The 13,624-nt window shown below is 35.0% G+C and carries 16 protein-coding genes; 1 reads left to right on the top strand and 15 read right to left on the bottom strand.

Going from position 1 to position 13,624, the window contains the following annotated elements:
* Positions 1–144 precede the first annotated feature (144 nt).
* Positions 145–1,149, top strand: coding sequence for a YpdA family putative bacillithiol disulfide reductase (locus HH304_RS02075; RefSeq protein ID WP_169677781.1), 1,005 nt, complete (start codon positions 145–147; stop codon positions 1,147–1,149).
* On the opposite strand, the gene HH304_RS02070 is transcribed toward HH304_RS02075, so the two are convergent.
* The 15 genes from HH304_RS02070 to HH304_RS02000 all read right to left on the bottom strand — a co-directional run bounded on the left by HH304_RS02070 (position 1,146) and on the right by HH304_RS02000 (position 13,576).
* Positions 1,146–1,958 carry an alpha/beta hydrolase gene (locus HH304_RS02070; protein ID WP_169677780.1) on the bottom strand — a complete coding sequence of 271 codons (813 nt, stop codon included), beginning with the start codon at positions 1,956–1,958 and terminating at the stop codon, positions 1,146–1,148. The genes HH304_RS02075 and HH304_RS02070 overlap by 4 nt on opposite strands.
* Positions 1,955–3,892, bottom strand: coding sequence for a peptidylprolyl isomerase (locus HH304_RS02065; protein ID WP_169677779.1), 1,938 nt, complete (start codon positions 3,890–3,892; stop codon positions 1,955–1,957). The genes HH304_RS02070 and HH304_RS02065 overlap by 4 nt, the downstream gene beginning before the upstream one ends.
* 39 nt (positions 3,893–3,931) lie before the next feature.
* Positions 3,932–4,984 carry an alkane 1-monooxygenase gene (locus HH304_RS02060; protein WP_169677778.1) on the bottom strand — a complete coding sequence of 351 codons (1,053 nt, stop codon included), beginning with the start codon at positions 4,982–4,984 and terminating at the stop codon, positions 3,932–3,934.
* Positions 4,985–5,042: 58 nt separating this feature from the next.
* Positions 5,043–5,675, bottom strand: coding sequence for a methyltransferase domain-containing protein (locus HH304_RS02055; protein WP_169677777.1), 633 nt, complete (start codon positions 5,673–5,675; stop codon positions 5,043–5,045).
* The gene (locus HH304_RS02050) at positions 5,663–6,505 is read right to left on the bottom strand and encodes a hypothetical protein (protein ID WP_169677776.1); all 843 of its coding nucleotides are present in this window, start codon (positions 6,503–6,505) and stop codon (positions 5,663–5,665) included. The genes HH304_RS02055 and HH304_RS02050 overlap by 13 nt, the downstream gene beginning before the upstream one ends.
* Positions 6,506–6,573: 68 nt before the next feature.
* Positions 6,574–7,464, bottom strand: a complete 891-nt coding sequence (atpG, locus tag HH304_RS02045) for an ATP synthase F1 subunit gamma (RefSeq protein WP_169677775.1) — start codon at positions 7,462–7,464, stop codon at positions 6,574–6,576.
* A gap of 58 nt (positions 7,465–7,522) precedes the next feature.
* The gene (gene atpA / locus HH304_RS02040) at positions 7,523–9,103 is read right to left on the bottom strand and encodes a F0F1 ATP synthase subunit alpha (protein WP_169677774.1); all 1,581 of its coding nucleotides are present in this window, start codon (positions 9,101–9,103) and stop codon (positions 7,523–7,525) included.
* 38 nt (positions 9,104–9,141) lie between these two features.
* Positions 9,142–9,678 carry an ATP synthase F1 subunit delta gene (gene atpH / locus HH304_RS02035; RefSeq protein WP_169677773.1) on the bottom strand — a complete coding sequence of 179 codons (537 nt, stop codon included), beginning with the start codon at positions 9,676–9,678 and terminating at the stop codon, positions 9,142–9,144.
* An 8-nt stretch (positions 9,679–9,686) separates the two neighbouring features.
* Entirely contained in the window at positions 9,687–10,181 is a 495-nt protein-coding gene (locus HH304_RS02030; protein ID WP_169677772.1) for a F0F1 ATP synthase subunit B, read from the bottom strand.
* Positions 10,182–10,253: 72 nt separating this feature from the next.
* Positions 10,254–10,493 carry an ATP synthase F0 subunit C gene (atpE, locus tag HH304_RS02025; RefSeq protein WP_137089406.1) on the bottom strand — a complete coding sequence of 80 codons (240 nt, stop codon included), beginning with the start codon at positions 10,491–10,493 and terminating at the stop codon, positions 10,254–10,256.
* Between the two features lie 41 nt (positions 10,494–10,534).
* Positions 10,535–11,590, bottom strand: coding sequence for a F0F1 ATP synthase subunit A (gene atpB, locus HH304_RS02020; RefSeq protein WP_169677771.1), 1,056 nt, complete (start codon positions 11,588–11,590; stop codon positions 10,535–10,537).
* Between the two features lie 100 nt (positions 11,591–11,690).
* Positions 11,691–12,053 carry a hypothetical protein gene (locus HH304_RS02015; RefSeq protein WP_169677770.1) on the bottom strand — a complete coding sequence of 121 codons (363 nt, stop codon included), beginning with the start codon at positions 12,051–12,053 and terminating at the stop codon, positions 11,691–11,693.
* A 10-nt stretch (positions 12,054–12,063) separates the two neighbouring features.
* Complete coding sequence (locus tag HH304_RS21430; protein ID WP_169677769.1) at positions 12,064–12,213, bottom strand: AtpZ/AtpI family protein; 150 nt, start codon at positions 12,211–12,213, stop codon at positions 12,064–12,066.
* A gap of 37 nt (positions 12,214–12,250) precedes the next feature.
* A complete protein-coding gene (locus HH304_RS02005) occupies positions 12,251–12,685 on the bottom strand; it encodes a bactofilin family protein (RefSeq protein WP_169677768.1) in 435 nt (144 codons plus the stop codon).
* A 12-nt stretch (positions 12,686–12,697) separates the two neighbouring features.
* Positions 12,698–13,576 (bottom strand): M23 family metallopeptidase, encoded by an 879-nt coding sequence (locus HH304_RS02000; protein ID WP_271711466.1) that lies wholly within the window; start codon positions 13,574–13,576, stop codon positions 12,698–12,700.
* Positions 13,577–13,624 lie beyond the last annotated feature (48 nt).

The raw sequence follows: 13,624 nt of genomic DNA, 5'->3' as shown, positions 1-13,624 counted from the left end.
ACCTGATAAGCCTTTTTTGTTTTGCTATGGTGGCAAAATATAAAATAATAATAAGTGAAAATGTCTATTTATTAATAAAACACTATCTTTTTACTCTCGTTAATAAATTGGTAAATCAATTTATGAAATTGAAAAAACAGACTAATGGTAACTGAATCATACGATGTAGCAATTATCGGAGCCGGACCAATCGGAATGGCATGTGCAATAGAGGCAAAAAATAATGGACTTTCACACACAGTAATTGACAAAGGTTGTCTCGTAAATAGCATCTACCATTATCCGTATAACATGACATTCTTTTCAACAAGCGATAGACTTGAAATTGGTAATATTCCTTTTGTAAGCCATGGAAATAAACCTACCAGAGCTGAAGCACTTGAATACTACCGACGAGTTGCCCAATATTTTGACCTAAACACCAAGCTCTATGAGTCTGTAAAATCTATAAATGAATCCTCTAATAAATATATAATTTCTACTTCTAAAGGAAGTTACGAAGCTAAATACATTATCATCGCTACAGGGTTTTATGATTTGCCTTATATGTTAAATGTCCCAGGAGAAGAGCTTTCCAAGGTAAAACATTATTATGATGAGCCACACCCTTATTATAAACAGGAAATAATAGTAGTAGGTGCTGCAAATAGCGCCGTAGATGTTGCACTCGAAACCTATAGAAAAGGAGCCAAAGTAACTATGGTTATCCGTGAAAGTGAAATTAGCCCTTCGGTTAAATATTGGGTAAAACCTGATATAGAAAACAGGATTAAAGAAGGTTCAATTAAAGCTTACTTCAATAGTGAAATAACTTCAATATCTGAACATACTGTTGAAATACAATCAGAAAATCAGCAGAAGATCACAATTGATAATGACTATGTATTAGCAATGACTGGCTATCAACCTGATTTTTCATTCCTGATAGAAACAGGTGTCCAAATTGGTAATGATGATAATAAGACACCGGCTTATGATGAAAATACAATGGAAACAAATGTCAATAACATTTATCTGGCAGGAGTAATTTGTGGTGGATTAAAAACCAATAAATGGTTTATCGAAAATAGCCGGGTTCATGCCTCAATGATTCTTAAAAATATCATTGAAAAGGAAGGAAAAGAGATTAAAGAGCTGCTTTATATTTAGTCAATATTACTGAGAACGCTTTGTACATCCTTTTCTACTAAAGAGTTGCCAAATACATCATGGGCCACATCATTATACGTGAATCTTTTGACTCTTGTACCTGGTATTTCTGTTAATTGTAAAGATTGATCAGGAAGAATTAATCTATCATTTAATCCATGAAAAATATATACCGGACAATTAATCTCTCTCATGTAATTAGCCGTTTCAATATTGTAGCGCATTATATTGCCCGGAAAAAAGGGCATAGCATCTATAGCAGTCTTTCTTAAAGAATAATACGGAGCAAATAACATTAATGCCTTAACATCTCGTTCAGAAGCTACATAACTAGCTATACCCGAACCTAAGGAATACCCGGAAATTATCGGATTACTAACATTGGTAACATCGGTAATACTATCATATACTACAAGAGCATCAATAAGCAGATGATTAGTGTTTTCAATTTCTCCTTCGCTTTTTCCATACCCGCGATAATCATAAACAAAGAAGTCATAGCCATTTTGAAGATAAAATGTTGAATATTGTCCCCATTTATCTATCGCTCCAGCATTGCCGTGAAAAAAAATTACCAGTCCCTTAGAATTTTCTGCTCGAAACCATAATCCATTTAGATAAATATCATTGGCTACAGGAATTTCAACTTCTTCAAACTCTCCATCAAATTGATATATATAGTCTTCATTTAGTTTGACAGGATGGAATAAAAATCGTTCCTGATCAAAATAAATATACCCTAATGCAAAAACATAAAGGATTGCTCCCGCAGAAAGGATCCACATAAATAATTTAATGATTTTCTTCATTGACCAGTATTAGTATTTTCAAATTCTATATCGATAACCTGTGACCCGACCTGAATGTTAAAAACATTCTCCATTCCATTTTTAACTTGACCAAAGACAGTATAATTTCCATCCAGATGAGGGGAAAACCTATGAGTGATAAACCACTGGCTACTTTCTGTATCTCTTCCTGAACTAGCCATTGCCAATACTCCTTTGTCAAAACCTAAAGAGTTAAATTCGGATATAATTTTATATGAAGGATGTCCGTAGCCATCGCCTCTTGCACAGCCATCCTGAATAACAAAATTATTCTCAACTCTATGAAAATGGTTATTGACTAAATACCCAGACCTGGTTAAACTAATAAAGTTTAAAACTGTAATTGGAGCTTCTAGTGGGTAAAGATCAAGGTCTATAACTCCTTGATCAGTAACAATTCTTGCACTAATAGTATCTGGATAAGCAGCCAACTCACTCACGTCGAATGCAGATGTTGTATAAAGTTCTGCATTATCCGGTTTTTTACCAGTTGATAAAAAGAATTTAAAGCTTTTAAGATAGTTAGTAGTATCTATTCTTGCTTTTACACTTTCATCGATTGATTCTGAAAGCCCAAGATCATTACTCATAAATAACCCTGAAGTTTGCTTAGAAATTACCGTATCATTTGAAAATAGAAGCTGAGCAAATAATTTGTAATAAGTTCCTGTTGATGATTTATCTTCCTTATAATCAGCTAATAAACGATCTTTCAATTTATTGAATGCTGTAGTTCTAATTACAGCATGTTCTCCATTCTTTGCCAAATCGGATAGGAATTCATTCCCTTTCTCATCAAATGCTAAAAGTGGTATTAGTACTGCTTTACTGTATGGATCTGAGTTATTTAAAAATGATTTTTTAGTAAATGGCATTACTTTATCTAAAATAGCTTTATCTCCAAATTTGCAGGCAGCCTCTAGCAATTTGGCTGATGAATAAAGGTTATTTTGTTCGGCTCCTAAACTTAGATACTTTACAGCATCATTAGAATTTCCGAGGTTAAGAAGGTAGTTTCCTGCTTCGCTAGCAACTTTGATGTTTTCAGATTTTGCCGCTTTAAATATTGCATCCCTACCCTCAATATAGGGGAAATACTTTAATGATTGTACGGCCAAAACCCGAAATCGAAAATCTTCATCAACCGAAGAAGATATTTCTTTGAGTATATTTAGCACTTTGACATCTCTGTTACAATGGCCGAAAGCTATGAGGAGATGTTGCTTAACTTCAATATCATCAGAGACACTAAAAGCCTCTCTCAACTCACCAGCAAAACTATTTAAATCAAACCCTGCAGGTAAGCGCCCCAAAAAACCGGCAGCATATCGCCTTGTATTGATGGATAAAGCTTTATTTCCAACATAAGCTACCATTATTCTTACGGCACCGCTTGTCAGATTATTATTTAACAAACAATGAAACAGACCCTTTGCATGTCCTTCAAACTCTAATTCTGATGTGGGTTTATAATCAGACAAAAATGAAATCGGCTCCTTTCCAGCAAACTTCCCTATAGCTGTAAGCAATTCTCTTTTCAGTTGTTCATCTTTTATTTCTCCACTTAATTTTATCAATTCTTCTAATAGCTCAGGTGATCTAATTTGTCCGCAAGCATAGATAGCATCCTTTTTAACCTGAAAATTATCTGACTCTAATAGCTTAATTAATACATCATTAAATTCTTCAGAAGGAATACTGGAAATTATGTTTAGGGAATGCAATACTGTATTCAAATTATTACCGGAAAGATATTTCTTGATTTTATCTATATCTCTGGATTGTGATGCATAGTATAAATCCACAATTTCAGGATCAGACCATGAAAACTGCCCTGATTTTAAATCAGTACTTTCTGATGAACAAGAGACACATAGAAGAATAATGAAAAACAATAAAATTTGCCTTGACATATCAATTTTTAAACATGAACTTATGTAATAATAATAGTGTCAGGCTACACTTACAAGGTTTCGAATATCATCTGCCTTTTTATTCATTATTTTAAACCATATTGGAGGAAATAATGCCATTATCATCATCCCTGGGTAACCAGTTGGCATTTGCGGAGAATTATCATGGTGCATTAATATTTGATATGGACGTGAAGCTATATAATGATGATCAGAATGTCTGCTTAATTCAAAAAGCATCAAGCGACCTACAACATGGTCAGAATTCCAGCTATGCAATGGCAAAACTCGTTCATACCTGCCTTCAGATACTTGTTTACGTTGCAAACCATAATGCTCAATATAGTTTACTGTTTCTAATAACAAAATACCAATTAATGCTGCCCCTAAAAATGCCAATAGCCCTTCAATACCAAAAAGAAAATATACACCAATTGAAAATAATATCTGAATTAACTGATATTGAAGCATTTCATTCTTAAGAGAAAAAACAGCGCTCCTATTTTTACGTTGCTGGTCATTGGCAATTTTCCAGGCTGACATATATGAATTATAAATTGATCTAAAATAAAAACCATATACTGTTTCATTATATCGCGCACTTGCCGGGTCTTCGGGAGTTGAAACATTCTTATGATGTCCACGATTGTGCTCAATATAAAAATGCATGTACAACGAAGTGAGCAATAGCATTCTGGCCATTACTTTCTCATAATCCTTTTTTCTATGTCCTAACTCATGAGCCACATTAATTCCAATCACACCACACATCATACCCATCCCAAGTACCATTCCTATTTTCTCATATAATACCAGGTCTAGTCTGGTAAAATTGAAAAGAAACATAAATAGTACAAAATATTGAACTGGAACCATAAGGTATACAACTAAGTCATATCTCAGATCCTTTTTCCTCAACTCCTCTTCAACTGAGGATATATTTGTTGGGTCAGGTTTAAAAATTAATTCCAATAAAGGGATGATCCCAAAAGCATAAATTATTGGAAAATAAGTGGATATTCCCTTTTGATAAAAACTCAGAACTACCAAAACAGGTAATATTAGGACTAATGAATATTTTAAAATTTTCATTTTTATAAGTTGGTTGACCTACAAAATTTACGAAGAAAACAATTGGTAACAAAAGAAATTATTGTGCAGAAGTATATATAACTGTTTTAATAAACCTGTTATAATAATATTCTATGCTTTTTGACCTGTTTTTGAAAACAAAGTCACCTGCATCAAATATGTCCGGAATGGAAGTTTGCTTCAACCCCGTTGTCAACTTGAAAAATGAAATCATCAACTTTTCGATAACTTTTTGCCTAAAGGTCCGGGGTATGTTAAAATCGATTATGCAAATATCAGATTTACTAATTAAGGGGTCATTACTTAATCTAGATAGATAATCAGAAATAAATTCTTCTGAAAATTGATCAAGAAAAAAGGGGAAAATGATAAGAGAGTATTTGCCTCCGTGATTAAAATGAAAGACATCCTCAAGTTGAAATTGAACATTAGAATTACTGCTTACTTCCTGTTTCATAAATTCATTTTTCATGCCTTCACTTATATCAACAAGAGTAATTTTTGAATCAGGATGTATTTTTATATAATTTAATGCCCTGCCAGATCCAGCTCCTAGAATTAAAATATTCTTACCATAATATTTATTTAATACATCAATTTGTGATTGCATGATTTCACCTTTAAACACCAGGTCTCCCAGATAATCGTAAAACGATGAAATTCTATTATAGGATGGTCTTACTTTATCCATATTACTAAAAATGGATAAAGAAATATCAAATCGCCAATAGTTCTATAAATTTCATTCTTTCTGAAGTCATTTGGATAGGTAAAAATCCATGATAAGGTAAGCCCCATTAGAAGAAATACGATTTGAAATAAACTAAACCCAGTAAGACCAGGCTTTACAAAGAATAAAATAACAACATTAAGGACGAAAAATATTCCTAATAAAACATTAGTAACTCTTACTGTAAGCTTTAGCCCTTTAGTTAGAATTACAGAATTTTGATTTTGGTAATTGTCCTTTCTGGCATCAAACCAGGCAAGAATTAAGATATTGCAATAGGCAAGAAGAAATATCTGAATATGAAAGAGTAAAAGGTAAAAGTGATATTCTTCAATTCTAACCCATGGAATTAATACGATTCCGGTAGAATAAACTAAAGCTGCTGCAAATTCTTTTATTATAAAATACCTTCCTTTTATAAAATGAACGATACCAAAATACAATAGAACCAACCCACATAACCAAAGGCCACCTTTAAGAATATCATCATCAAGCAGGGTTATACAATATAATGAACATATTATAATCAGTATGGCAAAAGTAATTATCGGTATTTTGAACTGCTGATGAATGGAATGTCTCAAGGCTATTGCATGTGCATCAATCTTATGAGCATCAAGCAAATGATCTATGGTATATATTAACCAGACTGCTGAAGTTAGCAGAAATTGCTCGTGCCATTTAACTTCAATATCAAGCACTGTAGATATCGCCATAAGGCAACACCATGCACCAGAAGTGATGTCCAGGCTTAAAGCTTGAATTAAGCGATATGTCTCTTTTAGATTCACTAATATAAAATAACAAAAAAAAGCCTGTCCAAACTGAACAGGCTTTTAAAATTTATCTTAGTAAGAAATTACTTTCCTAGGGCTTCAGCACCTGAAACGATCTCAAGGATTTCAGTAGTAATTGCTGCCTGACGAGATCTGTTATAAGTTAATCTCAAGTCTTTCAACAACTCTCCTGCATTATCAGTTGCCTTATCCATTGCAGTCATACGAGCACCATGCTCAGAAGCATTTGACTCAAGAACAGCCTTGTAAAGCTGAATCTTAAGGCTCTTAGGAATAAGCTCAGTGATAATATATGATTCATCAGGTTCGAATATATATTCGATATTGCTCATTTCTTCATCTTCCTTTTTCTCGGATGGAACCAAAGGAAGTAATTGCTCAACTCTTAATACTTGAGTAGCAACATTTTTGAATTCATTATAAGCTATCTCAACTTTATCATATTTTCCATCAACGAATCCTTTCATGGCGAATTCTGCAGCATCTCTTACTGCAGCAAAGCTAAGATCCAGGAAAATCTCTGCAAATTGAGATTCAACATTAAAACCACGCTTGCGAAAGTGATCATTTGCTCTTTTACCAATTGGTAAAATAGTCACTTTACCCTGTTTTAATTGCTCGGAATAGTTCTCTTCAATATGATTTGAAGCTGTTCTTATAACATTAGTGTTAAAAGATCCACATAAACCTTTATCCGAACTTATAACGATAAGCAAAACGTTTTCAACCACTCTCTCTTCAGCATAAGGACTAGATACATCACTATCCTCTGAAAGACCTGATGAAACCTTTCCTAAAATTGCAGAAAGCTTATCAGCATAAGGTCTCATCTGGATGATGCTATCTTGTGCTCTTCGAAGTTTAGCAGCCGACACCATTTTCATCGCTTTGGTGATCTGCTGGGTTGAAACTACCGAATTAATTCTGCTTTTTATTTCCTTTAAATTCGCCATTCGTTAAAGCTTGTTAAGCAGGTTAACAGGCAACGTTATGTTGCCTGTTTAATGTTTATTAATTAGAATATTTTTTAGCTAAATTTTCAGCAACAGTACCTAATGTTGAGGTAATCTCGTCATCAAATTTTCCAGCTTTAAGGCTTTCAAGTACATTGCTGTGTTGAGCTTTAAGTAGGTCAAGATATTCGTACTCGAATTCCTTAACTCTATCTAAAGGTACTTTATCAAGTTTACCTTTAGTTGAAGCATAAATAATAGCTACTTGCTCTTCAACTGACTGTGGAGAAAATTGAGGCTGCTTAAGAATCTCTTGGTTTCTTCTACCTCTGTCAATTGTTAATTTAGTTGCAGCATCAAGGTCAGAACCAAACTTAGCAAATGCTTCAAGTTCACGGAACTGAGCCTGATCAAGCTTAAGCGTACCTGCTACTTTTTTCATAGACTTAATCTGAGCAGAACCTCCTACACGAGATACAGAGATACCAACGTTAATTGCAGGTCTGATACCAGATAAGAATAGGTTAGTTTCTAGGAAGATCTGACCATCAGTAATCGAAATTACGTTTGTCGGGATATAAGCAGAAACGTCACCAGCTTGAGTTTCGATAATTGGAAGAGCCGTTAATGAACCACCACCTTTAACTTTACCTACTAATGAAGGAGGAAGGTCGTTCATATTAGCAGCGATTTCGTCATTGTTAATAACTTTCGCAGCTCTTTCAAGTAATCTTGAGTGAAGATAGAATACGTCACCAGGGTATGCTTCACGTCCCGGAGGTCTTCTAAGAAGTAGAGATACCTCACGGTAAGCAACAGCCTGCTTAGACAAGTCATCATAAACAACAAGTGCAGGACGACCAGTATCTCTGAAGTATTCACCGATAGCAGCAGCAGCAAATGGAGCATAGAATTGCTCTGGAGCTGAATCAGAAGCAGCAGCAGATACAACAACAGTGTAATCCATTGCGCCAGCTTTTTCAAGGGCAGCTACCACCTGTGCAACAGTAGAAGCTTTCTGTCCAACTGCACAATAGATACAGTAAACAGGCTCTCCTCTGTCATAAAATTCTTTTTGATTTATAATAGTATCAATCGCAACGGCAGTTTTACCAGTCTGACGGTCACCGATAATCAACTCACGCTGACCTCTACCGATTGGAATCATCGCATCGATTGACTTGATACCAGTTTGAAGTGGCTCATTTACCGGCTGACGATAAATTACACCTGGAGCTTTACGCTCTAGTGGCATTTCGAAAGTTTCACCTTCGATTGCACCTTTACCGTCGATCGGATTACCTAACATGTTAACAACACGTCCAAGCATTCCCTCACCAACTTTGATTGATGAAATTTTACCAGTACGCTTTACTGAGTCTCCTTCTTTGATACCTTCAGCATCTCCAAGGATTACAGCACCGACATTGTCCTCTTCAAGGTTCAATACCATCGCTTTAGTTCCGTTATCGAATTCTAATAATTCTCCAGACTGAGCTTTAGTCAAACCGTATATACGGGCAACACCGTCACCAATAGTTAATACTGTACCTACTTCTTGAAGTTCGGCTTCAGATCTTACTCCTGAGAGCTCTTCCCTCAGTATTGCTGAAACTTCGTCAGGTCTTACGTCCGCCATTTTCTTTTAATTAAAGTTTATAATTAAGGTCAGTGCCTTTATTTCGTAATTGCTTGTTTTATTTTATTTAATTTACCCTTAACAGATTGATCCAATCTTTTGTCTCCGATAGTAAGGATAAAACCACCGATTAATGATGGATCAACTTTGGTAGAAATGTTTGGAGTTTTATCAGAGAACTTTCTGCTCAATGATTCAAACTCTTTCATTAATGTTGAATCAACTTCCACTGCAGATACTACAGAAACATCAACAATACCTTTAATTTCATTGTAACGCTGATTAAACTGCTCAGGAATTAGAATCATAAATTCTTCACGATCCTTTTTAGAAAGCAGTTCGAAAAATCTTAAAGTCAGGTCAGAAACTTTACCCTTAAAGAGTTTAGAAATAACCTGCGCTTTTTTATCTTCTGTAATAATCGGATTTTTCAAGAACATAGTAAACTCACGACTGCCTTTACACAATTCGTCAAGCATATCCATATCTTTCTTCACTTCCTCAAGTACACCCTTTTCTTGTGCTAATTCAAGAAGTGACTTCGCATATACCGATGCAACCCGAATTTCTGACATAATTTGTATTAATTAAGGTTGATGTCTTTAACATACTCCTCAACAAGATCCTTTTGTTTCTTGTCGTCGGAAAGTTGATTTTTAATAACTTTTTCAGCTATCTCTAATGAAAGCTCAGCTACTTGATTTTTAACTTCTTTCAATGCAGATTTTTTCTCAGCATCGATTGAAGCTTTAGCATCAGCGATCATCTTTTCAGTAGTTTTGGAAGCATCTTCCTTAGCTTTATCAAGCATTTTCGCCGAAGCTTCTTTCGCTTCTTTTAAAATCTTATCTCGCTCTAATCTAGCTTCGTCTAATAACTTGTTATTTTCAGCTTGCAATTTTGCCATATCTTCTCTGGCTTTTTCTGCAGCTTCTAATGCTTGGTCAATTGACTGTTCTCTGATTTTAAGAGCGTTTAATATCGGGCCCCAGGCAAATTTTCCTAAGAAAATCAAAAGGATAATGAAGCCTAATGCTTGCCAGAATATCAATCCAACACCCGGTAATAATAATTCCATTTCTTTTTCCGCTTAAGGGTTACTGTATAACAATAAAATGGGGTTGCGGCAAACCCGCAACCCATAATTCTTTTAAGCTGTAGCGATGATGAAACATACAACCACACCGAAAAGAGATACTACCTCGATAAGAGCAGCGATAATAAGCATAGCAGTCTGAACTTTACCTGCAGCTTCTGGCTGACGAGCCATAGCTTCCATTGCAGAACTACCAATTTTACCGATACCGACACCAGCGCCAACCGCAACTAGTCCAGCACCTAAAGCTGCACCTAATAAACCAAGGTTCTCCGCTAAAATTTGTAACAACATGATGTTAAGCGTTTATTGTTAAAACTAATTAAAATTCTTTATTAATGATGATCATCATGCTCTTCTACTGCCATACCGATGTACATTGAAGAGAATAATGTGAATACATATGCCTGGATCGTTGCAACCAACAACTCTATCAAGTTAATGAAGATTGTCAGAATTGTTGCCCCGATACCTACAGATGCACTTTGAAATATAAATGTAAGACCGATAATACTAAGAATTACAATGTGTCCTGCAGTAATTGCCACGAACAAACGTATTAATAATGAAATCGGCTTTGTAAAAATTCCAATGAATTCTACCACTGGCATAATTGGTAATGGGAACTTTAACCACCAAGGCACTCCAGGAGTATTGAAAATGTGACCCCAGTAATGTTTGTTACCACTAAAGGTAGTCAATAAGAATGTACCAAATGCTAGAGTCATTGTCACTGCAATGTTACCAGTAAGGTTTGCAGCACCTGGTAATAAACCTAATAAGTTACCAAACCAGATAAAGAAGAATAAGGTAAGCATATAAGGCAAATACTTCTCATACTTCTTTTCTCCAATAGCCATCTTTACAATCTCATCTCTTACGAAAATGATAATTGGCTCAAATAATGACTGAATACCTTTAGGAGATTTACCCGGACGCTTCTTATATCCTCTTGCTACTGCTGTAAAGACTAATATCATTACTAACATTGTAAGGAATAAGAAAGCTACGTTCTTGGTTATAGAAAAATCCCAAACCTTAGTGTGACCTTCAGTTCTATGAATTTTACCATGATGAATTTCATAACCATTGTATGGAACAACCTCATGATCTTCATTGTAAAAATTAGAAGATGAGAACACCTCTAAACCTCTATCCTCAGAATAAAGGATTACCGGTAAATAAAGGGTACCATAATGACCATCAGCAAAGTGCCAGATGTAATCATCCTGGATGTGGTGCATGATCATCGTTCCTGGATTAAAACTCTCTCCCTCTCCTGAGGCCTGCTCTGAAGCAGTCGCACTAAGCGGTGAGATAAACATCATTGAAATAACGATCGATAATGCTATCGATTTCAGGATAAAAAGGAGGCTTTTTGTACGTTGCATCTATCGTTTTAGTTCAAGGACTCTAAATTTGACTGCAAAGGTAGATATTATCGAATCAATAAAAAATAATTGATTAGATTTTTGTTCACTTTTTTGTCAATTATTTGTTTAATACTTTGATCAGACTGGTTACCTCATACAGTGTATATAGTAAGTATAACACCGAAAGCAGGGCTAATTTGTTTGCAAAATGGGCCGGATCGAGAAATTTTATTATCAACATCAGCATAATTGTAAAAATTAATTTCACCACTACTCCGCCAATAAATATCAACCCAACTTGTTTCTCATCACCAAGTTTTACTATTAATGAATGAATAGAAAAGGTTATAAATGCAAAGAATATAACAAGATAGCTCTGACTTAGATTAAGCCCGGTCTGCGGGTATAAGATGCTCATAACAAAAAGCATAACTATACTAACCACCGATATTCCGGCTAATCCTATAAGGTAATTTCGCATTTGATCAGGATCAATTATTCTTGATTTGATTATAAAGCTGAATTAATACTCCTACTGTCCCAAGCATGGCACCTGTTAAGGTTAACCAGGGAGTATCAAACCCAAACTTTTTATCAGCCCAATGCCCCGCAGCTGTTAGCAATCCAATGATTACTACCATTTGAAGGGCTAGCTGACTATATTTTAAATAAGAATTATCAGGTTGTTGGGGCTTTTTCTTTTCCTGATACTGTTCCGTTTTGTCTTGTGGCTTCTCCAATCTTTATTTCTCCCATTGAAACGCCCATTTTACAACCACCGTTGAATTTGGCGCCAGATTCTACAACGAGTTTATTAGTAATTATATCACCATGAATAACTGCCGATGGCTTTAACACAAGCACTTCGTTAACTTCAATTCTTCCCTTCACCTCACCTGCGATTTCCGCATTCTGAGCTGTGATATTACCATCAACTAAAGAAGATTGACCAACAGCTATTTTTGACTTTGTCTTAATATTTCCAACTACTTTCCCTTCAATACCAAGATTTCCAAATGTCTCAAGGTCTCCTGTTAACGTTGTCCCTTTACCAATGATGTTGTGGGCTGTTGTCGCTTTGTCAGCGTCTCTCTTTTCGTCTTTTCTTAACATTATATAGTATGCTTAAAATGATACAAATTCTTCAGGGTTAACACTATTTCCATTATACCATAATTCAAAATGAAGATGTGGTCCATCAGTTAGTTCCCCTGAATTTCCAACTAATGCAATAACGTCTCCACCACGAATGAAATTACCAGTTTGCTTTAGTAATGCTGAATTATGCTTATAAACAGAAATTAAGTTTCCAACATGTTGTACTGCAACCGTATACCCTCCATCTTGTGACCAATCAGAAAAGATAACCGTTCCATCTGCCACACATTTTACAGGGTCATTACTTACAGCTACGACATCTATGCCATAATGGTTATCTATTGGGTTGTACTTTGAAGAAACCAATCCCTTTAAAGGAGGGAAAAAAACAATCTCCTGTAATTCACTTCCTTCACCATCGTCAACCATTGAAGTTAAAATAGCATTATTTACCGACGAGAATTTTTTCCTGAAAGCACTGTCAATTGATGCCATTTCAGTCTCATCTAAATCGCGATCTTTCTTTTCACTTTTATCTGTAGATGATCTTTCACTAAGTTCAGTCTGGGTTTCAAGTGTATCTCCAGCTAACAATTTTTGAAATCTTGATATCAAAAGATCCTTTTTGTTCATCTCCTGCTCAATACTATCAAGTTTCAAGTCGAATTCGACCATTTGACTTTTAACCTGCTGTTGTGCATGACGTGGATCAAACCACTGTGATAAAACAGTTGTGACAAGAAAAAATGACAAAGCAGTTATTACTATAAATAATCCAAATCCAACAACTATAAGTTTTGCATAATTAAAACTCACAGTTGTTTTTTCTGCGAAATTTTCTTCATTTCGTATAATTAACAGATACCTGTTAGTCAACCAGTTAGAAAGTGTCTTTCTGCTTTTCAATGCGTTTTTGTTTTAATGCACCGCAAAATTATATATTTATTTACGAAA

This window comes from Marinigracilibium pacificum (genome assembly GCF_012926615.1).
In the GTDB taxonomy this organism is placed as follows: domain Bacteria; phylum Bacteroidota; class Bacteroidia; order Cytophagales; family Cyclobacteriaceae; genus Mangrovivirga; species Mangrovivirga pacifica.
The sequence above is the reverse complement of the archived record's forward strand: the minus strand, read 5'-3'. Positions and strand labels throughout refer to the sequence as shown.

What these genes read in the sequence shown, in the direction of transcription:
- HH304_RS02005 (WP_169677768.1), bottom strand. Translation starts at nt 12,685, where the DNA reads ATGTTAAGAAAAGACGAAAAGAGAGACGCTGACAAAGCGACAACAGCC.
- atpH (WP_169677773.1), bottom strand. Translation starts at nt 9,678, where the DNA reads ATGTCAGAAATTCGGGTTGCATCGGTATATGCGAAGTCACTTCTTGAA.
- atpA (WP_169677774.1), bottom strand. Translation starts at nt 9,103, where the DNA reads ATGGCGGACGTAAGACCTGACGAAGTTTCAGCAATACTGAGGGAAGAG.
- atpG (WP_169677775.1), bottom strand. Translation starts at nt 7,464, where the DNA reads ATGGCGAATTTAAAGGAAATAAAAAGCAGAATTAATTCGGTAGTTTCA.
- HH304_RS02060 (WP_169677778.1), bottom strand. Translation starts at nt 4,984, where the DNA reads ATGAAAATTTTAAAATATTCATTAGTCCTAATATTACCTGTTTTGGTA.
- atpE (WP_137089406.1), bottom strand. Translation starts at nt 10,493, where the DNA reads ATGTTGTTACAAATTTTAGCGGAGAACCTTGGTTTATTAGGTGCAGCT.
- HH304_RS21430 (WP_169677769.1), bottom strand. Translation starts at nt 12,213, where the DNA reads ATGGTAGTAATCATTGGATTGCTAACAGCTGCGGGGCATTGGGCTGAT.
- HH304_RS02030 (WP_169677772.1), bottom strand. Translation starts at nt 10,181, where the DNA reads ATGGAATTATTATTACCGGGTGTTGGATTGATATTCTGGCAAGCATTA.
- HH304_RS02055 (WP_169677777.1), bottom strand. Translation starts at nt 5,675, where the DNA reads ATGGATAAAGTAAGACCATCCTATAATAGAATTTCATCGTTTTACGAT.
- HH304_RS02070 (WP_169677780.1), bottom strand. Translation starts at nt 1,958, where the DNA reads ATGAAGAAAATCATTAAATTATTTATGTGGATCCTTTCTGCGGGAGCA.
- HH304_RS02075 (WP_169677781.1), top strand. Translation starts at nt 145, where the DNA reads ATGGTAACTGAATCATACGATGTAGCAATTATCGGAGCCGGACCAATC.
- atpB (WP_169677771.1), bottom strand. Translation starts at nt 11,590, where the DNA reads ATGCAACGTACAAAAAGCCTCCTTTTTATCCTGAAATCGATAGCATTA.
- HH304_RS02065 (WP_169677779.1), bottom strand. Translation starts at nt 3,892, where the DNA reads ATGTCAAGGCAAATTTTATTGTTTTTCATTATTCTTCTATGTGTCTCT.
- HH304_RS02015 (WP_169677770.1), bottom strand. Translation starts at nt 12,053, where the DNA reads ATGCGAAATTACCTTATAGGATTAGCCGGAATATCGGTGGTTAGTATA.